This window comes from Antarcticimicrobium sp., from assembly GCF_029212575.1.
Lineage (GTDB): Bacteria > Pseudomonadota > Alphaproteobacteria > Rhodobacterales > Rhodobacteraceae > Antarcticimicrobium.
This window is the reverse complement of record NZ_JARGPK010000081.1, coordinates 44,379-63,681: the sequence shown is the minus strand read 5'-3', so window position 1 is coordinate 63,681 and position 19,303 is coordinate 44,379. Positions and strand designations below refer to the sequence as shown.

The following is a 19,303-nucleotide window of genomic DNA, read 5'->3' as shown; positions in this document are numbered from 1 at the left end:
CAACCATGCCGAAGGATCCCGACATCGCGGCCCACCCCCACGGCCCCGGCCACGTCGCCATCATCATGGACGGCAACGGACGCTGGGCGCAGGCGCGCGGGCGGCCGCGGCTGTTCGGCCACCATGCCGGTGCCCGCCGCGTGCGCGAGGTCGTCGAGGCCTGCCCGCGCCTCGGGATCAAGTACCTGACGATCTTCGCCTTTTCGACCGAGAACTGGAAACGCACCCAGGTCGAGGTCGCCGGGCTGATGAGCCTGTTCCGCCGCTATATCGCCAAGGAGATGCAGGCGATCGCGGCCAACAACGTGCGGGTGCGCTTCATCGGCGACCGGGTGCGGCTGGACAAGAAGCTGATTGCGCTGATGGACCAGCTCGAACAGGAGACCGGCGGAAACACCGGCACGCAGCTGACCATCGCGCTGAACTACGGCGGCCGCGACGAGGTGGCCCGCGCCACCAAGCGGTTGGCGCAGGACGTCGCAGACGGCAGGTTGCGCCCCGAGGACGTCGATGAGGAAACCTTGCCGAAATACCTCGACACCCATGTTCTGCCCGACCCGGATCTGGTGATTCGAACCAGCGGCGAGGCGCGGATCTCGAACTTCCTGCTGTGGCAGTCGGCCTATGCCGAGTATGAATTCATCGATACGCTCTGGCCCGATTTCACCGCCGACGAACTGTCGCGCCTGTGCCAGAGTTACGGCGCGCGCGACCGCCGCTTCGGGTCGGTCAAGGCATGAGCGGAGCGGGCCAATGGGGGGACCTGACCGCGCGCCTGCTGTCCGGCCTCGTGCTGGCGGTGGCAGGGCTCGGCGCGGTCTGGGCGGGCGGCTATTACTTCGTCAGTTTCGTTTCGGTGGTGACCGGGCTGATCGCTTGGGAACTGACCCGGATGCTGGCGCCCGAGGACGGGATGCGCGCGGTGGTGATGGGCGCAGTCTCCGGCGTCGCGGGGTTCCTGGCGATCTATTTCCCCGCCGGCCTGGCCTTGCCGACGCTGCTGGTGCCGGCCATCGTCGGATACGCCTGGATGCCGGCGCACCGGAGGGTGTTCGTGCCGTTCCTGGTGTTCATCCTGCTGGCCGCCTTCGGCATGATGTCGGTGCGCAGCGAATTCGGCTTTGTCTGGATGCTCTGGCTGGTGCTGGTGGTGGCGGGCACCGATATTGCCGGGTACTTTGCCGGCCGCCTCCTCGGCGGGCCGAAATTCTGGCCCGCGATCAGCCCGAAAAAGACCTGGTCGGGCACCGTTGCCGGCTGGGGCGTCGCCGCTGCGGTCGGCGGGATCTTCATGCTCCTGACCGGGGTCGGGGCGTGGCTGGTGTTGCTGTCGGCCGCCACCTCCTTTGCCGCGCAACTGGGTGACATCGCCGAAAGCGCGGTGAAACGCAAAAGCGGGGTCAAGGACTCCAGCGCGCTGATCCCGGGGCACGGCGGGCTGTTCGACCGGTTCGACGGTATGCTTGGGGCGGCGATTCTGGTGCTGGTGGTGATGCATCTGACCGGCTATCCGCCCGGACCTGTATGATCTGGAGCACTCGGAAAGGACAAGCGTGATGCGGCGGGTGACGATCCTGGGCGCGACCGGCTCGATCGGGCAGAACACGATCGACCTGATCCGGCGCGAGCCGGAGGCCTATGACGTGGTGGCGCTGACCGGCGGAGCCAATATCGCCCGGCTGGCAGAGGACGCCCGCGCGCTCGGGGCGGAGCTGGCAGTGACCGCCTATGAGGACCGGCTGGAGGATCTGCGCGCCGCACTGGCAGGCAGCGGAATCGCGGCGGCGGCAGGATCGCAGGCGGTGATCGAGGCGGCCCGCCGCCCGGCCGACTGGATCATGTCCGCCATCGTCGGATCGGCCGGCCTCGCGCCCGGCCTCGCGGCGCTGGAGCAGGGCACGACGCTGGCGTTGGCCAACAAGGAATCGCTGGTCTGTGCCGGGGCGCTGATGCTGGCGACGGCGCGGCGCCACGACGCCCGCATCCTGCCGGTGGACAGCGAGCATTCGGCGGTGTTCCAGGCGCTGGCGGGCGAGGAGATGACGGCGGTCGAGCGTATCGTGATCACCGCCTCCGGCGGCGCCTTCCGTGACTGGCCGATGGACCGGCTGGCCCGGGCGACCGTGGCCGAGGCCTCGAGCCATCCCAACTGGGACATGGGCCAGCGAATCACCATCGACAGCGCCTCGATGTTCAACAAGGCGCTGGAGGTGATCGAAACGCGGGAATTCTTCGGCGTGCGTCCGGAGCAGATCGAGGTGCTGGTGCATCCCGAATCCCTGATCCACGCACTGGTGGGGTTCAATGACGGGGCGCTGATGGCCCATGTCGGCGCGCCCGACATGCGCCACGCCATCGGCTATGCGCTGCACTGGCCTGACCGCCGCGCGCTTCCGGTGCCGCGACTTGACCTCGCGCAGGTCGGCACGATGACGTTCCGGGCGCCGGACGAGGCGCGCTATCCCGCGCTGCGTCTGGCCCGCGCGGTGATGGACATGGGCGGGCTGGCCGGTGCGGCCTTCAACGCCGCCAAGGAACGCGGCCTCGACGGGTTCATCGCCGGGCGTATCGGATTTCTCGACATGGCCACCGTCGTGGAACGCGTTCTTGACCGTTTCGTGACCCAGGGCGACCGGCTGAACGCGGCGATGACCCTTGATAACGTGCTGCAAACAGACCATGTCGCCCGGATATGGGCAGATGAGGCAATGACCGAGAGGGCAGGGGAAAGCTTTTGAATATTATTGAATTGATCCCGCAGTTTGGCGGGCTGGTCTATACGATTGCTGCCTTTGTCATCGCCCTTTCCGTGATCGTTGCGGTGCATGAATACGGCCATTACATCGTCGGTCGCTGGTCCGGCATCCATGCCGAGGTGTTCTCGCTCGGCTTCGGTCCGGTGCTGTGGAGCCGCAAGGACAGGCGCGGCACGCGCTGGCAGATCGCGGCGCTGCCCTTTGGCGGTTACGTCAAGTTCCTCGGCGATGCCAACGCGGCCTCGGGCAAGGACGGCGAGACCATGGCCGAGATCTATCGCGAAAGCCCCGAGGATCTGCGCCACACCATGCATGGCGCGCCGCTCTGGGCGCGCAGCGCGACGGTGGCGGCAGGGCCGGTGTTCAATTTCGTCATGTCGATCCTGGTCTTCACGGCGGTGTTCATGGTGCAGGGGGTGGCGCGCGATCCGCTGACCGTGGGCAAGCTCTACCCGCTGCCGGAGCAGGGGATCGAGTTGCGCGAAGGCGACGAGATCCTGTCGATCGGCGGGGTCGAGGCGCCGGGGGCCGAGGATGGTATTTCGTGGTCGGCGTTCACTGCGGCGCTGCCGCAGGCGCCGGTGCTGGACTATCGCGTGCGCCGCGACGGGCAGGAGATGACGGTCACCGGGCCTTACCCGTTTCCGCCCTATGTCCATCGGGTCGCGCCGCGTAGCGCCGCGATGGACATCGACCTGCGCCCGGGCGACGTGATCACCGCCCTGGACGGCGAGACGATCCATGCCTTCGACCAGTTGAAACAGGCGGTTGAAAGCTCGGGCGGGCGGCCGCTGCTGCTCAATGTGTGGCGCGACGGCGAGATGCTGGACTTTGCGCTGGCGCCGCGCCGCACCGACGAACCGACGCCCGATGGCGGCTTTGCCACCCTGTGGCGGATCGGCATCGCCGGCGGCATGGCGTTCGAGCCCGCGACCGAGACCGCCGGGCCCGTCGCCGCGTTTCTGGGCGGGCTGTCGCAGACCTGGTCGATCATCCAGGGCTCGCTGTCGGGGCTGTGGCACATGGTCACCGGCGCGATCAGTACCTGCAATATCTCCGGTCCCATCGGCATTGCAGAAACCTCAGGCGCGATGGCCAGCCAGGGCGCGCAGAGCTTCATCTCCTTCATCGCGGTGCTGTCCACCGCGGTGGGGCTGCTGAACCTGTTCCCGATCCCGGCGCTGGATGGCGGTCACCTGATGTTCTACGCCTATGAGGCGGTGGTCGGCAAACCGCCCAGCGACGGCGTCGTGCGCGTGCTGATGGCAATCGGTCTGGCGCTCATTCTGTCGTTGATGGTCTTTGCCCTGGGCAACGATCTGCTGTGCTGAGGCGCCGGCGCGGCGGGATGGCGGCAGACTGCACGCCCTAGTGTTGCCATATTCGGCCCCTAACCTGTGCAAACGCAGGAATAGAATGCCGGAAGGACCACGGGATGCACACTCTGGAGCGGTCATATCGCGGGCTCAGCCTGGTGATGGAACTGAACTGGGACCTGATCATTTACATGGCCACCATTGCCGTGGCCTTGCTGGCGGGCGCCTGGCTGGGCAGCCTGCTCTAGGCTCTGCGCAGGCTGCGGCGAAGCCCCCCGAAAAACGTCAACTGGGCTTTTGACAACGCCGGGCAATCCCGATACTCACAGTCCCAATGTCTGCTTAACACTGGGTTCAAGATAATGGGATTGGGGAGCACCGCAGGGGAACCCTGCGTTGAACGTGATTTTGGTCGCACCATTCTGCATCGTGTGCTTCCCGCGTTCGTTTTCATCTTTTCGCTGCTGCTCACGGTACTGCCAGAGACCGCGTCGGCGCAAAGCTATCGCTTCAATTCGGTGCGCGTCGAGGGCAACCAGCGGATCGAAGCGGCCACAATCGTGGCCTATACCGGGATCGAACGCGGCAAGACCGTTTCGGCCGGTGAATTGAACGACGCCTATCAGCGCGTCATCGGCAGCGGATTGTTCGAGACCGTCGACCTGACGCCACGCGGCGGAACGCTGGTGGTTTCGGTCACCGAGTATCCCACGATCAACGTGATCAACTTCGAGGGCAACCGCCGGATCAAGGACGAGGATCTGGCCAAGATCGTCGAATCCACGTCGCGGCAGGTCTTCAACCCGGCACAGGCCGAGCGTGATGCCAACACCATCGCCACCGCCTATTCGCAGCAGGGGCGAGTCGCAGCGACGGTTACGCCGCGTATCATCCGCCGCAGCGACAACCGGGTCGATCTGATTTTCGAGATCGCCGAGGGCACGACGATCGAGGTCGAGCGCGTCAGTTTCGTCGGCAATCGCATCTACTCCGACCGGCGGCTGCGGCAGGTGATGGAAACCAAACAGGCCAACATCCTGCGCGCCTTCTTTCGCTCCGATACGCTGATCGAGGACCGTATCGAGTTCGACAAGCGGGTGCTGCGCGATTTCTACCTGTCGCGCGGCTACGTGGATTTCCGGGTGAACAGCGCAAACGTGGAATTCACCCGCGAGCGCGACGCCTTCTACCTGGTGATGGACGTGCAGGAGGGGCAGCAGTTCCGCTTTGGCAAGATCACCACGGTCAGCGAGTATCCCGGCGTGGATGCCGCGGCGTTCCAGGACGCGCTCAAGATCCGGACCGGGGCGGTGTATACGCCGACGCTCGTGGAGACGTCGATCACGCGCCAGGAACGGCTGGCGATCAAGCAGGGAATCGATTTCCTCCGGGTCGAACCGCGGATTACCCGCAATGAACGCGACCTGACGCTGGACGTGGAATTCGCCCTGACCAAGGGGCCGCGGATCTTCGTCGAACGTATCGATATCGAGGGCAACACCACGACCCTCGACCGCGTGGTGCGCCAGCAGTTCCAGATCGCCGAGGGCGACCCGTTCAACCCGCGTGAAATCCGTGCCAGCGCCGAACGCATCCGCGCGCTCGGGTTCTTCGAAAACGCCAATGTCGAGGCGCGCGAAGGCTCCTCTCCCGAACAGGTCATCGTCGATGTGAACGTCGAGGAGAAACCGACCGGCTCGCTCAACCTCGGGGGTTCCTTTTCGGTCAGCAACGGATTCGGCGTCGCCATCGGCCTGACCGAGAACAACTTCCTCGGTCGGGGCCAGCGCCTGTCGTTCACCTTTTCGACCGCGGAGGACGCGGAATCCTACATTCTGGGCTTTACCGAACCGTTCCTGCTTGGGCGCGAACTTCGTTTCAATCTCGACATGGGCTATGCTGAGACCGATTCCAGCTACTCCGCCTTCGACACCGGGCGCGCGTTCTTCTCACCGTCGCTCACCTATAAACTGGCGGAAAAATCCAAGCTGAACGTCCGGTACTCCTGGGACGGAAGCGAGATGAAATCGCGGGAAACCCCGATCCACGGCCCGGTCATTGGCACCGAAATCGGTCAGGGCGCCCTGACCAGCAGTTCGCTCGGGTTCACCTATACCTACGACAGCCGGGTCACCGGGCTTGATCCCAACTCGGGTGTTCTGCTGGAATTCGGGGCTGACTACGCCGGCCTGGGCGGCGACAACCAATACCTGCGGACCAGCGCCAAGGCGACCGCGCAGACCAAGGTTTTCAACGAGGAAATCACTCTGCGCGCCACCGTCGAAGCCGGTGCGCTGAGCTGGATGAGCAACAACAACAGTCGCGTTCTGGACCGCTTCGTGTTGTCGTCGGACATTATGCGCGGGTTCGAATCCTATGGCATCGGTCCGCGCGACCTGTCGCCGGACGCGACCGGGGTCGCCTATGACGACGGTCTCGGCGGCAACCTCTATGCCGTGGCCCGGTTCGAGGCGGATTTCCCGCTTGGCCTGCCGGAGGAACTGGGCCTTCGCGGCGGGGTGTTCCTCGATGTCGGCAACCTGTGGGACCTGAGCGATGCCAACACCGCCGCCGCTGCCTCGACCTGCGGGCCGGCCGGCACCTCGTCCTGCATCGTCGGCGCCGATGGCGCCTGGCGCTCGGTGATCGGGCTGTCGTTCCTCTGGAACACCGGCTTCGGCCCCTTGCGGTTCAATTTCTCCAAGGCGATCAGCAAGGAATCCTACGACAAGGAACAGTCCTTCGACCTGACCCTTCAGGCGCAGTTCTGATCGCCGGGGATGGCGCGGTCGCGGGCGCATATCGTCTGGGGGCTAGTGCTGGCTCTGCTCTGCGCCGGGCTGGTCGCTCCGGCCGGTCCGGGCGCCGCCCAGCAGCTTGGCCTGCCGCAGTCGGCGATCCTGACCATCGAGACCGACAGGCTGTTTTCGCAATCGGCCTTCGGCAGGCGCACCGCCAATGAGATCGAGGCCGACAGCGCGGTGCTGGCGGCCGAGAACCGGCGCATCGAGGCCGAACTGATGGCCGAGGAGCAGGACCTGACCACGCGCCGCCCGGAGATGGAGCCCGAGGCGTTTCGTACCCTGGCCGATGCCTTCGACGAAAAGGTCCAGTCGATCCGGCGCACCCAGGAATCCAAGACCCGGGCCCTGAGCCAGCGGGCCGACAAGGCGCGGGTGGAGTTCCTGCGCGCCGCACGACCGGTGCTTGAGGCGCTCATGCGCGAGGCCGGCGCCGGCGTGATCCTGGAACGCTCCAGCGTGTTCCTCAGCGCCAACGCCACCGATATCACCGATCTGGCAATCATGCGCATCGACGCGGCCATCGGCGACGGCAAGAGTGCGACACCCGAGGTCGATCAATAGCGCGGCTTGCCGAAGCCGGGCGGGGTTGCTAGTCAGGCCGCAACGTTCAACAACGGGAAACCATCCATGACCGCAGAGTTGAAAAGCGCGGATATCGAATTGATCCAGCGCATCCTTCCCCACCGGTATCCGTTCCTTCTGGTGGACAAGGTGGTCGATATCGACGGCTACAGCGCCGCGCGTGGCATCAAGAACGTGACGATGAACGAACCGCAGTTCCAGGGCCATTTCCCCGGAACCCCGATCATGCCCGGTGTCACCATCGTCGAAGCCATGGCACAGACCGCCGGCGTAATGCTGGGGGTCGGCATGGATATCATCGATTCCGACCTGCTGATCTATTTCATGAACATCGACAAGTGCAAGTTCCGCCGCAAGGTGGTGCCCGGCGATGTGCTCGAGATGCATGTGACCACCCTGCGCGGCAAGCCCGGCGGCAAGATCTTCAAATTCTCCGGCAAGGCGACGGTGGCCGGGGAAACCGCCGCCGAGGCAGAGTTCTCCGCGATGGTCGATATCCGGAAGGAATGACCGAGATGAGCCGGATACACCCCAGCGCGATTGTCGAGGACGGCGCCCGGCTGGGCGAGGGCTGCGTCGTCGGCCCGTTCTGCGTTGTCGGCCCCAAGGTGGTTCTGGGCGATCGGGTCGAACTGAAAAGCCATGTGGTGGTCACCGGCGATACCCGGATCGGCGAGGACACGGTGATCTTTCCTTTCGCGGTGATCGGCGAGATTCCGCAGGACCTGAAGTACCAGGGCGAGGATACCCGGCTGGTCATCGGTGCCCGCAACCGGATCCGCGAACACGCGACGATGAACCCGGGCACCACGGGGGGCGGCGGGGTCACGCGGATCGGCGACGACGGGCTGTTCATGGCCGGCACCCACATCGCGCATGATTGCCAGATCGGCGACCGGGTGATCCTGGTGCACCATGTCGCCATCGCCGGTCATTGCGTGCTCGAGGACGATGTCATCGTCGGCGGCCTGTCGGGGGTGCACCAATGGGTGCGGATCGGGCGTGGCGCGATCATCGGCGGGCTGACCCGGGTGACCAACGATGTCATCCCCTATGGTCTGGTGCAGGCCCCGCGCGGCGAGCTTGACGGGCTGAACCTGATCGGGCTGAAGCGCCGGGGGGTGGCGCGCTCGGACATTACCGCGCTGCGCGCGGCGTTCCAGATGCTGGCCCAGGGCGAGGGCACCTTTCAGGATCGCGCCCGTCGCCTGGGCGAGGACACCGACAGCGATTACGTGCGCCATATCGTCGATTTCGTCATGGGCGAGACCGACCGTTCGTTCCTGACGCCGGGGGGCTAGGGCATGCTGGCGCTGCTTGCGGGGCGCGGGGCGCTGCCGGGTGCGATATCGGCGACGCTGGACATCGCGCCGCTGGTCTGTGCGCTGGAAAGCAACCCGCCGGACCGGCTCACGGTCGATATCACCTACCGGATCGAGACCTTGGGCAGCCTGCTGGAACACCTCAGGGAACGTGATGTCGACCGCGTCTGCATGGCCGGTGGGATCGACCGCCCGCAGATCGATCCCTCGGCGATCGACGCCGCGACGCTGCCGCTGGTGCCGGTGCTGACCGAAGCGCTCGCCACGGGCGATGACGGGGCGTTGCGCGCGCTGATCGGGATCTTCGAGACCGCCGGTTTTTCCGTGCTGCCCGCGCAGGAGGCTGCGCCCGGCCTGCTGATGGCGCCCGGTGCCCCCACGATGGCGCAGCCGACCGACATTCACCGTGCCGACGCCACCCGCGGCGCCGGGATCGTGGCGGCGATGGCGGCGGCGGATATCGGCCAGGCCTGCGCGGTGCGGCGCGGACAGGCGCTGTCGGTCGAGGGGGTGTTCGGCACTGACTGGATGCTGGCGGCGCTGGCCGAGCGCCCCGATGGCGAAGGCGGCTTGCTGTTCAAGGCGCCGAAGCCGGGGCAGGACCGGCGCGCCGATCTGCCCGCCATCGGGCCGGAAACCGTGCGCGCCGCCGCCGGTGCCGGGCTGGAGGGGATCGTGATCGAGGCCGGCGGCGTCATCGTGCTGGACCGGCCCGGGGTGATTGCCGCCTGCGACCGGATGGGCATGTTCCTCTGGTCGCGGGAGCCGCAGGGCTGATGCGCGCCTTTCTGGTCGCCGGAGAGCCGTCGGGCGACCGGCTGGGCGGGACGCTGATGCAGGGGCTCCGGCAACTGGCGCCGGGGATCACCTTTGACGGGGTCGGCGGACCGCAGATGCAGGCGCAGGGCCTCGTCAGCCGCTTTCCCATGGATGAACTCAGCGTCATGGGCATCGCCGAGGTTCTGCCGAAATACTTCGACCTCAAGCGCCGGATCGAACAGACCGCGCACGCGGTGATCGAGGTGAAACCGGATGTGCTGATCACCATCGACAGCCCGGATTTCTGCCTGCGCGTGGCCCGTCTGGTCAAGGCGGAAACCAGGGTCCGCACGGTGCACTATGTCGCGCCCTCGGTCTGGGCCTGGCGGCCGAAGCGCGCCGACCGGATGGCGCGGGTGATCGATCATGTTCTGGCGCTCTTGCCGTTCGAGCCGCCTTATATGCAGGCGGCCGGGATGGCCTGCGATTTCGTCGGTCACCCGGTGGTGGCCGAGCCGGTGGCGACCGCCGGGGAGGTATCCCGGTTTCGCGCCCGCCACGGGCTGGGCGCGGTGCCGGTGCTGCTGGTCCTGCCCGGATCGCGCAAGGGCGAGGTCGCAAAGCTCGCGCCGGTTTTCGGCACGGCGCTGGGGCCGGTCCTCGCGGCGCGGCCCGATCTGCAGGTGGTGGTTCCGGCCGCCGCCCCGGTGGCGGGGATGGTGCGCGAGATGGCATCGGACTGGCCCGGCGCGCCGCTGATCCTCGATCCCGGCGACACCGGTCCCGCGACCGCAGCGACCGACAAGCGCGCCGCCTTCGCCACCGCGCAGCTTGCGCTTGCGGCCTCCGGCACCGTGGCGCTGGAACTGGCCGCGGCCGACACGCCGATGGTCATGGCCTACAAGGTGAACTGGCTGACCTGGCAACTGGTACGCCCAATGGTGCGGGTCGATACCGCCAACCTGGTCAACCTGGTCAGCGACACCCGCGTGGTGCCCGAATGCCTCGGCCCCGATTGCCGGCCCGAGCTGATCGCCCGGGCGATGCTGGAGGTTCTGAAGCATCCCGGCGCGCAGAAAGACGCCATGCGGCTGACCATGGAGCGGCTGGGGCAGGGCGGCGAGGCGCCGGGGCTGCGCGCGGCGCGGGCGGTGCTGGCGCGGTTGTAACGGTCAGTCGCCCCGCCAGATCCAGCCGCCGCCGAAGATCCTCGTGCCCCCGGTTTCATAGAACACGCAGGCCTGGCCGGGGCTGACACCTTCCTCCGGGGTCAGCAATTCGACCTCCGCCGTGGTCGGGGACATCGGCCGCACGATCGCTTCGCGCGGCGGGCGGGTCGAGCGGACCTTGACCGAAAGATGCCACTCGGGCCGGCTGTCGAACGGCTCATCCCCCAGCCAGTTGATCTCGCGCACCGGGATCACCCGGGTCGCCAGCATGTCCTTGGGGCCGACCACGACCTGCTTCTTGTCGACATCGAGCCTGACCACGTAAAGCGGCTCGCTCAAGCCACCGATGCCAAGCCCCCGGCGCTGGCCGATGGTATAGTGGATCACGCCGTCGTGGCTGCCCAGCACCCGACCGTCGGCATGCACGATCTCGCCCGGGTCGACGGCGCCGGGGCGCAGTTTTTCGATCACGCTGGCATAATCGCCATTGGGCACGAAACAGATGTCCTGGCTGTCTGGCTTGTCGGCCACCGCCAGCCCGTAATCCGCCGCCATCGCGCGTGTCGCCGCCTTGCCGGGCAGATGCCCCAGCGGGAACCGCAGGAATTCGAGCTGCTCCGGCGTGGTCGAGAACAGGAAATACGACTGGTCGCGGTTCGGATCGGCGGCGCTGTGCAACTCCGGCCCGTTCGGTCCGATCTTGCGCTGGATGTAATGGCCGGTGGCCATGCAATCGGCCTCCAGATCCCTGGCCGTTTCCAACAGATCCTTGAACTTCACCCGCTCGTTGCAGCGGATGCAGGGCACCGGGGTGGCGCCGGCGAGGTAACTGTCGGCGAACTCGTCGATCACGGCATCCTTGAAGATATTCTCGTAATCCAGCACGTAATGGGGAAAGCCGCGCTCCTCGGCCACGCGCCGGGCGTCGTGGATGTCGATCCCCGCACAGCAGGCGCCCTTTTTCGCCAGCGCCGCGCCGTGATCGTAAAGCTGCAGCGTCACGCCGACCACGTCATAGCCCTCGGCGGAAAGATGCGCCGCCACGACCGAGCTGTCGACACCGCCGGACATCGCCACGACGACCCGCGTCTCGGCCGGCGGTTTGGGCAGGCCCAGCGAGTTCAGCGGTGCATCGGTGTCCAGCGCCATGGCGGCGGCTCCTCATTGGTGGCGGGGTGCGGAAAGTACGTCGGAATATAGGAAAATGCCAGATACTCGCAAGGGGGCGGTTTCACCACCCGTTAAGAGGTGCTGCCGACCATGGGGGCGGGACTGCTCAGGGGTTGGAGATGTATCTGAAAAAAGTGGAAGGACCACGCGCGGTCAGGCTGCCGAACGGAACCAGGATGACACGCGCCGATCTGCCGCCGGCAACGACCCAACGGTGGGTGGCGTCGCGCAAGGCCGCTGTCGTTCGGGCGGTTCTCTACGGGCTGATAACCGAGACCGAGGCCAAGACCCGCTATGCGTTAAGCGATGAAGAGTTGAAATCCTGGGTCGAGGCCGTGACGACGCACGGAGAAAAGGCTTTGAAAGCAACGGCATTGAAGACATATAGACAACGTTAGGTTGTTTGGGTATCCTCTCGGTAAACTCCATCGCGGTAACATGCGATTAACTTTTTTTCGCCAAGGTTAACGCAATACTGGAAAAGCGAGTTCACGGAGAGTTTCCTGATGCGTGTTTTATTGGTGGAAGACGACCCGGCCACGTCGAGAAGTATTGAATTGATTTTGACCCATGCCAACCTGAACGTCTACGCGACGGAACTGGGCGAAGAGGGAATAGATCTGGCCAAGCTCTACGACTACGACCTGATCCTGCTGGACCTGAATCTGCCCGACATGAACGGGCACGAGGTGCTTCGCCAGATCCGTATGGCGCGGATCGACACCCCGATCCTGATCCTTTCCGGCTCGGACGATACCGAAAGCAAGATCAAGGGATTCGGATTTGGCGCCGACGATTACCTGACCAAGCCGTTCCACCGCGATGAACTGGTGGCGCGCATCCACGCGATCATCCGCCGCTCAAAGGGGCATTCGCAATCGGTCATCCACACCGGAAAGGTCGCGGTCAACCTCGATGCGAAAACGGTCGAGGCGGAGGGCACCCCGGTGCACCTGACCGGCAAGGAATACCAGATGTTCGAGCTGCTCAGCCTGCGCAAGGGGACCACGCTGACCAAGGAGATGTTCCTGAACCATCTCTATGGCGGCATGGATGAGCCGGAGCTCAAGATCATCGACGTGTTCATCTGCAAGCTGCGCAAGAAGCTCGGACAGGCCACCGGCGGAGACAATTACATCGAAACCGTCTGGGGGCGTGGCTATGTGTTGCGCGACCCGCGCGAGGACGAGAGCGACACGCATCTGGCGGCTTCGGCCTGACCTCCTGACCGCGCCCGGCGCCCTCGCAGCGTCTGGACCTGCGGCCTGCCGCGCCGTATCACGGGAACCGGAGAAACACCCGGGATCATCTGTGGGGCGCGCGCCACCGTGACTGACGACATCGACATCAAGCGACTGACCGAAGACCAGGCGCGGGCGGAACTGGCGCGGCTGGCCGATCTGCTGGCCCGGGCCGACGCCGCCTATCACACCGAGGACGCGCCGGTGATCTCGGACGCAGAGTATGATCGGCTGAAACGCCGAAATACCGCGATCGAGGCCCGATTCCCCGGCCTGAAACGTACCGACAGCCCCTCTGACCGGGTCGGCGCCCGGCCCGCCGAGGGGTTTGCCAAGGTCACCCATGCCCAGCGGATGATGTCGCTGGGCAATGCCTTTGCCCCCGAGGATGTCTCCGGTTTCGATACCAGCGTTCGCAAGTACCTTGGAATGGGGCCGGGGACCGTCGCCTATACCGCCGAGCCCAAGATCGACGGGCTCTCTCTCTCGCTGCGCTACGAGCACGGCGCATTGGTACAGGCCGCCACCCGCGGCGACGGCGCGGTGGGCGAGAACGTGACTGCCAACGCGCTGACCATCGAGGATATACCGCAACGGCTGACCGGCGCGCCGGAACTGCTTGAGGTGCGCGGCGAGGTCTATATGAGCCACGCCGATTTTGCCGCGCTGAACGACAGGCAGGCAGCGCGCGGCGGCAAGAGTTTCGCCAACCCGCGCAACGCCGCCGCTGGCTCGCTGCGGCAGCTGGATGCCGGGATCACCCGGTCCCGCCCGCTGCGGTTCTTCGCCTATGGCTGGGGGGAGCTGTCGCAACCGTTGGCCGAGACCCAGATGGGCGCGATTTCCCGGCTCAAGGCGCTGGGGTTCTCCACCAACGATCTGACCCGGCTGTGCCAGGGGCCCGAGGAGCTTCTGGCCCATTACCGCGCAATCGAGGAACAGCGCGCCACGCTCGGCTATGACATCGACGGCGTGGTCTACAAGGTCGACGATCTGGCGTTGCAGGCGCGGCTGGGATTCCGCTCGACCACGCCCCGCTGGGCCATCGCGCACAAGTTCCCCGCCGAAACCGCCTGGACCCGGCTCGAGGCGATCGACATCCAGGTCGGGCGCACCGGCGCGCTGTCCCCGGTGGCACGGCTGACCCCGGTGACGGTGGGCGGCGTGGTGGTGTCCAACGCCACGCTGCACAACGAGGATTACATCGCCGGGCGCGATTCCTCCGGCGGCGCGATCCGCGACGGCAAGGACATCCGGGTGGGCGACTGGGTGCAAGTCTATCGCGCCGGCGACGTGATCCCCAAGGTGGCCGATGTGGACCTGTCGAAGCGGCCAGAGGAGGCGGAACCGTACATTTTCCCGCGCAAATGCCCCGAATGCGGCTCGGATGCGATCCGGGAAGAGGGGGATTCGGTGCGCCGCTGCACCGGCGGCCTCATCTGCCCGGCGCAGGCGGTGGAAAAGCTGAAACACTTCGTCTCGCGCGCGGCCTTCGATATCGAGGGGCTGGGGGCGAAACAGGTGGAGCAGTTCCACGCCGACGGCTGGATCGCCGAACCGGCGGATATCTTCACCCTGCGGGAGCGCTACGGCAGCGGCATGCAGCAGTTGAAGAACCGCGAAGGCTGGGGCGAGAGGTCGGCGCAGAACCTGTTCGATGCAATCGACGAGCGCAGGACAATCCCGCTCAACCGGGTGATCTTTGCTCTCGGCATCCGCCACGTGGGCGAGGTGGGGGCCGCCGATCTGGCCCGTCACTATACCCGCTGGCCCGCGATGATCTCGTCGCTCGACGCGGCGCGCCCGGCGATGGAGCGGCTTCTGCGGGCCGAGGCCGCCGTGCTGGCCGAACGCGCCGCGGCGGCGCAGGAGGGGCGCCGCGCCCGCGTCACCGACACCCGTGCGGCCGTATGGGCTGAGGACCCGCCGCTGCCCTCCGGTGCCCGCGCGGCGTGGGAGGATCTGGTCGGCGTCGATGGCATAGGGACCACGGTCGCCGTGGCCCTGGTCACCGCCTTTGCCCAGCCCGCCGAACGCGCCTTGATCGACCGTCTGGTCGCGCAACTCGACATTCAGCCGGTCGAGGCACCCGAAACCTCGGGCAGCCCGGTGGCGGGCAAGACCGTTGTTTTCACCGGCACGCTGGAAAAGATGACCCGCGCCGAGGCCAAGGCGCGGGCCGAGGGGCTGGGGGCCAAGGTCTCCGGTTCGGTCAGCAAGAAGACCGATCTGCTGGTCGCGGGTCCCGGTGCCGGGTCCAAGGCCGCCAAGGCCGCCGAACTGGGGATCGAGACCATCGACGAGGACGGCTGGCTCGCGCTGATCGGGGCGGCATGACCGGGCGGCCCGAGGCGCTGTTTCCGCTGTTCGCCGACCTCGAAACGCTCGAGGGGGTCGGCCCCAAGACCGCCAAGCTGATGGCGCAGCTGGAGGTTGAGGCGCCGCGCGACCTGTTGTTCTCCTTGCCCTTCGCTGTGATCGACAGGCGCCGGCGCGACACCATTCGCGGCGCCGAGATCCCCGGCACGCTCACCGTCGAGGTCACGGTCGGGATTCACCGCGCGCCGCGCAATCGCGGCGGCGCCTACCGCGTGCATGTCAGTGACGCGCAGGAGGAGTTCCAGCTGGTCTTTTTCCACGCGCGCGGCGACTACCTCAAGCGGCTGCTGCCGGAGGGGGCGAAACGGGTGGTCTCGGGCAAGCTGGAGCTGTTCGACGGCATCGCCCAGATGGTCCACCCCGATCACGTCCTGCCGGTCGAGGAGGCCGGTGAAATCCCCGAATTCGAACCGGTCTATCACCTGACCCAGGGCGTCAGCCAAAGGGTGATGTACAAGGCCGTGCAGGGGGCGTTGACCCGCGTGCCGGACCTGGCCGAGTGGATCGATCCGGCCTATGTCGCGGCGCAGGGCTGGCCCGGATGGGCCGAGGCGATCCGCGCGTCCCATGCGCCGGTGGGGATGGACGATATCAGCCCCGATGCCCCGGCCCGCGCCCGGCTGGCCTATGACGAGTTCTTTGCCCACCAGATGACCCTGGCGCTGGCCCGGCGGCGCGAACGGCGCGCGCGCGGCATCGCCAGCGCCGGAACCGGGGCGCTGCAGGAAAAGGTGCGCGCGGCGCTGCCCTATGCGCCGACCGGGGCGCAGACGCGGGCGCTCTCCGAGATCGCAAGGGACATGGCCGCGCCGGAACGGATGAACCGGCTGCTTCAGGGCGACGTCGGCGCGGGCAAGACGCTGGTCGCCTTCCTTGCGCTGCTGATCGCGGTCGAGGCGGGCGGGCAGGGGGTGATGATGGCCCCGACCGAGATCCTCGCCCGCCAGCATCTGGAGGCGTTGCAACCCCTGGCCGAAGAGGCCGGCGTGGTGCTGGAGTTGCTCACCGGGCGCGACAAGGGGCGCGAGAGGCAGGCCAAGCTGGCGGCACTGGCGCGCGGCGACATCCAGGTGCTGGTCGGCACCCACGCGGTGTTCCAGGCGGATGTGGAATTTCACGATCTGCGCCTTGCCATCGTCGACGAACAGCATCGGTTCGGCGTGAAACAGCGGATGGAACTGGCCGAAAAGGGCGTGGCGGCCGACATGCTGGTGATGACCGCGACACCGATCCCGCGCAGCCTGTCGCTGGCGCAATACGGCGACATGGATGTCTCGGTGCTGGACGAGAAACCGCCGGGGCGTAAGCCGATCAGGACCGCCGTGCTCAGCACCGAGCGGATGGGCGAGGTGATCGACCACCTGCGCGGGGCCATCGCCGAGGGGCGGCAATGCTATTGGGTCTGCCCGCTGGTGGACGAATCCGAACTGTCCGACCTGACCGCCGCCGAGGAGCGCTTCAAGCACCTGCGCGCGGTGCTGGGCGAGGGGGTGGTGGGGCTGGTGCATGGCCAGATGCCCCCCGATCAGAAAGACGCGGCAATGGCCGGTTTCCAGGCGGGCGAGATCCAGATCCTGGTCGCCACCACGGTGATCGAGGTGGGGGTGAACGTGCCCAATGCCACCATCATGGTGATCGAGCGGGCCGAAATCTTCGGTCTGGCGCAGCTGCACCAGTTGCGCGGACGGGTGGGGCGCGGTGCGGACGAGAGCACCTGCCTGTTGTTGTACCGCCCGCCATTGGGCGAGGGCGGACGGCGGCGGCTGGAACTTCTGCGCGCGACCGAGGACGGGTTCCGCATTTCCGAGGTGGATCTGCAGATGCGCGGCGCCGGCGACCTGATCGGCACTGCGCAGTCGGGCGTGCCCCGGTTCCGCATCGCCGACCTGGAGCGCCAGACCGCGCTGATGGCGGTTGCGCAAAGCGATGCGCGGGCATTGATCGAGGCCGATCCGGGGCTGGAGAGCGACCGTGGCCGCGCCGCCCGCGTGCTGCTCTGGCTGATGCGGCAGGACCGCGCCATCCGCTGGATTTCTGTGGGGTGAGCAGGCTTCCCGGAAACGCTCCAGTGGAGCGTTTCGCCTGCGAACGGGCGGAGCCCCGGGCGTGCAAAGAGGGAACAAATCGCGTTTTGAAAAGATCTTTCTTTTCCGAGGGTTGCCCTTGATGTTCCCAAAAGTTCACAAATGTTCTCAAAAAGTTCTTTACAGGACGTGAGGAAATATGAGAACAAAAGGTCAACACGGAACATCAACCGTCTGACAAACCCGGAGGTGACCCCATGCTGACCCAGATCAAGACGACCCTTTCGACCAGCCGCGAGACGCTCTTGCAGGATGCGCTGGGTGCCGCGGCCTTGATGGCGATGCTGCTGGGCGCGCTGCACCTGCCCGGTCTGGTCTGATACCCGTTTCTGCCTGCGTTCTCGTGCCGGACGGCTCTGCATCTCTGTCCCATTGTTCGATGCAAGGGTGACCTGCCTCAACCGATCCCTGTCCGGCCCGTGCCCAACGGGCCCTGCGCCAACCGGATGCCTCACGAGACGCTCTCACCTGCCGCCGCCCTCCACCCGGAGGTGCGGCGGTTTTTTTCGGAGCAGGGGCCGGCGGATTCGGTCGCAGTCGCCTTAAAGCTCGCCGGTGGTGGCGATCTGCAACAAGGCCGTCAGTACCGCGTTGGCCGCGACCGACGCCAGGATCATCCCCATTACCCGGCTGATGATGGCAGATCCAGCCGTGCCGATCAGACGGATGATCGGCTCGGCCAACCGCATCAACAGATAGGCGGCGGCGATCACACCCAGCATAACCACACCCGTTATCGCCTGATCGGATACGCTGAACCGCTTGTTGTCCGTCAGGATGACAATGGCCAGCATCGCGCCGGGCGACGCCAGCGAGGGGACCGCAAGGGGAAAGATCGCCGGGTTGGTGGCGCGCCGTTCATCGCCGACCATGTCCGGGATTGCCCGCTGCTCGGCCTCGGTCTTGCCTTCGCCAAAAATCATGGTCAGCGCGAAAAGGAACAGAATAATCCCTCCGGCCACCTGAAACGAGTTCAGCCCGATGCCAAGTGCATCAATCAGGATCTGACCAAAGATCAGAAAAAACAACAAGACTGCGGCGCTGACCAGCGCGGCCTGCAGCGCGATCTTCCGCCGCAGGGCGGCCCCGGCTCCGGCGGTGATGGCGATAAAGACAGGGATGGTTCCGATCGGGTCTATCACGACCCACAATGTAACGATCTGTTCCAGAATGCCGTGGATGATCACTGCCTGTACCGCTCTCCAAAGGATATAGATTTCAATTTCGTTGTGCCGTCAGGCGCAATCGGCCTGTTCGGCCTGTTCCATCGCCTCGGCGGTGGCCTCCAGCGCCAGCAGGATCGAGGCATGGCGGTTCTTGTATTCGCGCGCCGGGCGCAGCACCTCCAACCCCTCGAAGGGGGCATCGGGGGCCGGGCCGTCCTGTTTCAGCATCGCCTTGAGCTGGTCGCGCGCGGCCTCGACCTGTGCCCGGGTCACGCCGATGATGACCCCCCCCACCACCGAGGCCGAGGCCTGGCCCAGCGCGCAGGCCTTCACGTCCTGTCCGAAATCGGCGATCCGGTTATCCTTGACCTTGACGTCCACGGTCACCGTCGAACCGCAGAGTGGCGAGCGTTTCTTGACCGTGGCGTCCGGGCCGTCCAGCCGGCCCAGGTGCGGAATGTCGGCAGCCAACGCCAGGATGCGGGCCGAGTAGAGCTTGATCAGGTCGGTGTCGCCGGACATGGGTTTCCCTCGTAGCGTGTTCCCCATACATAG

Annotated in this window: 19 protein-coding genes; 16 read left to right on the top strand and 3 right to left on the bottom strand. The window is 66.3% G+C overall.

All coding sequences use genetic code 11. From position 1 onward, the window contains the following. The first annotated feature begins 5 nt into the window (after positions 1 to 5). The 11 genes from P1U75_RS17625 (at position 6) to lpxB (ending at position 10,708) form a co-directional block, all read left to right on the top strand. The gene (locus P1U75_RS17625; protein WP_300245551.1) at positions 6 to 740 is read left to right on the top strand and encodes an isoprenyl transferase; all 735 of its coding nucleotides are present in this window, start codon (positions 6 to 8) and stop codon (positions 738 to 740) included. Continuing rightward, positions 737 to 1,528, top strand: coding sequence for a phosphatidate cytidylyltransferase (locus tag P1U75_RS17620; protein ID WP_300245549.1), 792 nt, complete (start codon positions 737 to 739; stop codon positions 1,526 to 1,528). The genes P1U75_RS17625 and P1U75_RS17620 overlap by 4 nt, the downstream gene beginning before the upstream one ends. A 28-nt stretch (positions 1,529 to 1,556) precedes the next feature. Continuing rightward, entirely contained in the window at positions 1,557 to 2,738 is a 1,182-nt protein-coding gene (gene dxr / locus P1U75_RS17615) for a 1-deoxy-D-xylulose-5-phosphate reductoisomerase (protein WP_300245548.1), read from the top strand. Then, on the top strand, positions 2,735 to 4,087 hold the full coding sequence (rseP, locus tag P1U75_RS17610) for an RIP metalloprotease RseP (RefSeq protein WP_300245546.1): 1,353 nt from the start codon (positions 2,735 to 2,737) through the stop codon (positions 4,085 to 4,087). The genes dxr and rseP overlap by 4 nt, the downstream gene beginning before the upstream one ends. Positions 4,088 to 4,191: 104 nt before the next feature. Further along, positions 4,192 to 4,320: a hypothetical protein gene (locus tag P1U75_RS17605; protein WP_300245543.1), complete on the top strand. Its 129-nt coding sequence runs from the start codon at positions 4,192 to 4,194 to the stop codon at positions 4,318 to 4,320. Between the two features lie 114 nt (positions 4,321 to 4,434). Further along, positions 4,435 to 6,843 (top strand): outer membrane protein assembly factor BamA, encoded by a 2,409-nt coding sequence (gene bamA / locus P1U75_RS17600; protein WP_300245542.1) that lies wholly within the window; start codon positions 4,435 to 4,437, stop codon positions 6,841 to 6,843. Positions 6,844 to 6,852: 9 nt separating this feature from the next. Further along, positions 6,853 to 7,437, top strand: coding sequence for an OmpH family outer membrane protein (locus P1U75_RS17595; protein ID WP_300245540.1), 585 nt, complete (start codon positions 6,853 to 6,855; stop codon positions 7,435 to 7,437). A gap of 66 nt (positions 7,438 to 7,503) precedes the next feature. Next, on the top strand, positions 7,504 to 7,968 hold the full coding sequence (gene fabZ / locus P1U75_RS17590; protein WP_300245539.1) for a 3-hydroxyacyl-ACP dehydratase FabZ: 465 nt from the start codon (positions 7,504 to 7,506) through the stop codon (positions 7,966 to 7,968). 5 nt (positions 7,969 to 7,973) lie between these two features. After that, the gene (gene lpxA / locus P1U75_RS17585; protein ID WP_300245536.1) at positions 7,974 to 8,759 is read left to right on the top strand and encodes an acyl-ACP--UDP-N-acetylglucosamine O-acyltransferase; all 786 of its coding nucleotides are present in this window, start codon (positions 7,974 to 7,976) and stop codon (positions 8,757 to 8,759) included. Between the two features lie 3 nt (positions 8,760 to 8,762). Continuing rightward, positions 8,763 to 9,557 carry a UDP-2,3-diacylglucosamine diphosphatase LpxI gene (gene lpxI, locus P1U75_RS17580; RefSeq protein WP_300245534.1) on the top strand — a complete coding sequence of 265 codons (795 nt, stop codon included), beginning with the start codon at positions 8,763 to 8,765 and terminating at the stop codon, positions 9,555 to 9,557. Next, positions 9,557 to 10,708 (top strand): lipid-A-disaccharide synthase, encoded by a 1,152-nt coding sequence (lpxB, locus tag P1U75_RS17575; protein WP_300245532.1) that lies wholly within the window; start codon positions 9,557 to 9,559, stop codon positions 10,706 to 10,708. The genes lpxI and lpxB overlap by 1 nt, the downstream gene beginning before the upstream one ends. Before the next feature lie 3 nt (positions 10,709 to 10,711). On the opposite strand, the gene mnmA is transcribed toward lpxB, so the two are convergent. Next, the gene (gene mnmA, locus P1U75_RS17570) at positions 10,712 to 11,857 is read right to left on the bottom strand and encodes a tRNA 2-thiouridine(34) synthase MnmA (protein WP_300245529.1); all 1,146 of its coding nucleotides are present in this window, start codon (positions 11,855 to 11,857) and stop codon (positions 10,712 to 10,714) included. A gap of 140 nt (positions 11,858 to 11,997) precedes the next feature. Between mnmA and P1U75_RS17565 the strand changes: the two genes are divergently transcribed. From P1U75_RS17565 to P1U75_RS17545, 5 genes are all read left to right on the top strand, one after another. Continuing rightward, on the top strand, positions 11,998 to 12,276 hold the full coding sequence (locus P1U75_RS17565; protein WP_300245528.1) for a DUF1153 domain-containing protein: 279 nt from the start codon (positions 11,998 to 12,000) through the stop codon (positions 12,274 to 12,276). Positions 12,277 to 12,384: 108 nt separating this feature from the next. Continuing rightward, the gene (ctrA, locus tag P1U75_RS17560) at positions 12,385 to 13,098 is read left to right on the top strand and encodes a response regulator transcription factor CtrA (protein WP_300245526.1); all 714 of its coding nucleotides are present in this window, start codon (positions 12,385 to 12,387) and stop codon (positions 13,096 to 13,098) included. A gap of 108 nt (positions 13,099 to 13,206) precedes the next feature. Further along, positions 13,207 to 15,456 carry an NAD-dependent DNA ligase LigA gene (ligA, locus tag P1U75_RS17555; protein WP_300245524.1) on the top strand — a complete coding sequence of 750 codons (2,250 nt, stop codon included), beginning with the start codon at positions 13,207 to 13,209 and terminating at the stop codon, positions 15,454 to 15,456. Next, positions 15,453 to 17,543 (top strand): ATP-dependent DNA helicase RecG, encoded by a 2,091-nt coding sequence (gene recG, locus P1U75_RS17550; protein WP_300245522.1) that lies wholly within the window; start codon positions 15,453 to 15,455, stop codon positions 17,541 to 17,543. Before ligA ends, recG begins: the two co-directional genes overlap by 4 nt. A 236-nt stretch (positions 17,544 to 17,779) precedes the next feature. Then, a complete protein-coding gene (locus P1U75_RS17545) occupies positions 17,780 to 17,902 on the top strand; it encodes a hypothetical protein (RefSeq protein WP_300245520.1) in 123 nt (40 codons plus the stop codon). A 222-nt stretch (positions 17,903 to 18,124) separates the two neighbouring features. Here P1U75_RS17545 and P1U75_RS17540 read toward each other — a convergent pair whose 3' ends face one another. Together P1U75_RS17540 and P1U75_RS17535 are read right to left on the bottom strand one after the other, a co-directional pair. Then, a complete protein-coding gene (locus tag P1U75_RS17540; protein WP_366915067.1) occupies positions 18,125 to 18,769 on the bottom strand; it encodes a MarC family protein in 645 nt (214 codons plus the stop codon). Positions 18,770 to 18,817: 48 nt separating this feature from the next. Further along, positions 18,818 to 19,270, bottom strand: coding sequence for an iron-sulfur cluster assembly scaffold protein (locus P1U75_RS17535; protein WP_300245518.1), 453 nt, complete (start codon positions 19,268 to 19,270; stop codon positions 18,818 to 18,820). Positions 19,271 to 19,303: the final 33 nt, after the last annotated feature.

What these genes read in the sequence shown, in the direction of transcription:
- recG (WP_300245522.1), top strand. Translation starts at nt 15,453, where the DNA reads ATGACCGGGCGGCCCGAGGCGCTGTTTCCGCTGTTCGCCGACCTCGAA.
- dxr (WP_300245548.1), top strand. Translation starts at nt 1,557, where the DNA reads ATGCGGCGGGTGACGATCCTGGGCGCGACCGGCTCGATCGGGCAGAAC.
- P1U75_RS17625 (WP_300245551.1), top strand. Translation starts at nt 6, where the DNA reads ATGCCGAAGGATCCCGACATCGCGGCCCACCCCCACGGCCCCGGCCAC.
- P1U75_RS17595 (WP_300245540.1), top strand. Translation starts at nt 6,853, where the DNA reads ATGGCGCGGTCGCGGGCGCATATCGTCTGGGGGCTAGTGCTGGCTCTG.
- P1U75_RS17545 (WP_300245520.1), top strand. Translation starts at nt 17,780, where the DNA reads ATGCTGACCCAGATCAAGACGACCCTTTCGACCAGCCGCGAGACGCTC.
- P1U75_RS17565 (WP_300245528.1), top strand. Translation starts at nt 11,998, where the DNA reads ATGTATCTGAAAAAAGTGGAAGGACCACGCGCGGTCAGGCTGCCGAAC.
- mnmA (WP_300245529.1), bottom strand. Translation starts at nt 11,857, where the DNA reads ATGGCGCTGGACACCGATGCACCGCTGAACTCGCTGGGCCTGCCCAAA.
- lpxA (WP_300245536.1), top strand. Translation starts at nt 7,974, where the DNA reads ATGAGCCGGATACACCCCAGCGCGATTGTCGAGGACGGCGCCCGGCTG.
- ctrA (WP_300245526.1), top strand. Translation starts at nt 12,385, where the DNA reads ATGCGTGTTTTATTGGTGGAAGACGACCCGGCCACGTCGAGAAGTATT.
- P1U75_RS17605 (WP_300245543.1), top strand. Translation starts at nt 4,192, where the DNA reads ATGCACACTCTGGAGCGGTCATATCGCGGGCTCAGCCTGGTGATGGAA.
- fabZ (WP_300245539.1), top strand. Translation starts at nt 7,504, where the DNA reads ATGACCGCAGAGTTGAAAAGCGCGGATATCGAATTGATCCAGCGCATC.
- P1U75_RS17535 (WP_300245518.1), bottom strand. Translation starts at nt 19,270, where the DNA reads ATGTCCGGCGACACCGACCTGATCAAGCTCTACTCGGCCCGCATCCTG.
- lpxI (WP_300245534.1), top strand. Translation starts at nt 8,763, where the DNA reads ATGCTGGCGCTGCTTGCGGGGCGCGGGGCGCTGCCGGGTGCGATATCG.
- bamA (WP_300245542.1), top strand. Translation starts at nt 4,435, where the DNA reads ATGGGATTGGGGAGCACCGCAGGGGAACCCTGCGTTGAACGTGATTTT.
- lpxB (WP_300245532.1), top strand. Translation starts at nt 9,557, where the DNA reads ATGCGCGCCTTTCTGGTCGCCGGAGAGCCGTCGGGCGACCGGCTGGGC.
- P1U75_RS17620 (WP_300245549.1), top strand. Translation starts at nt 737, where the DNA reads ATGAGCGGAGCGGGCCAATGGGGGGACCTGACCGCGCGCCTGCTGTCC.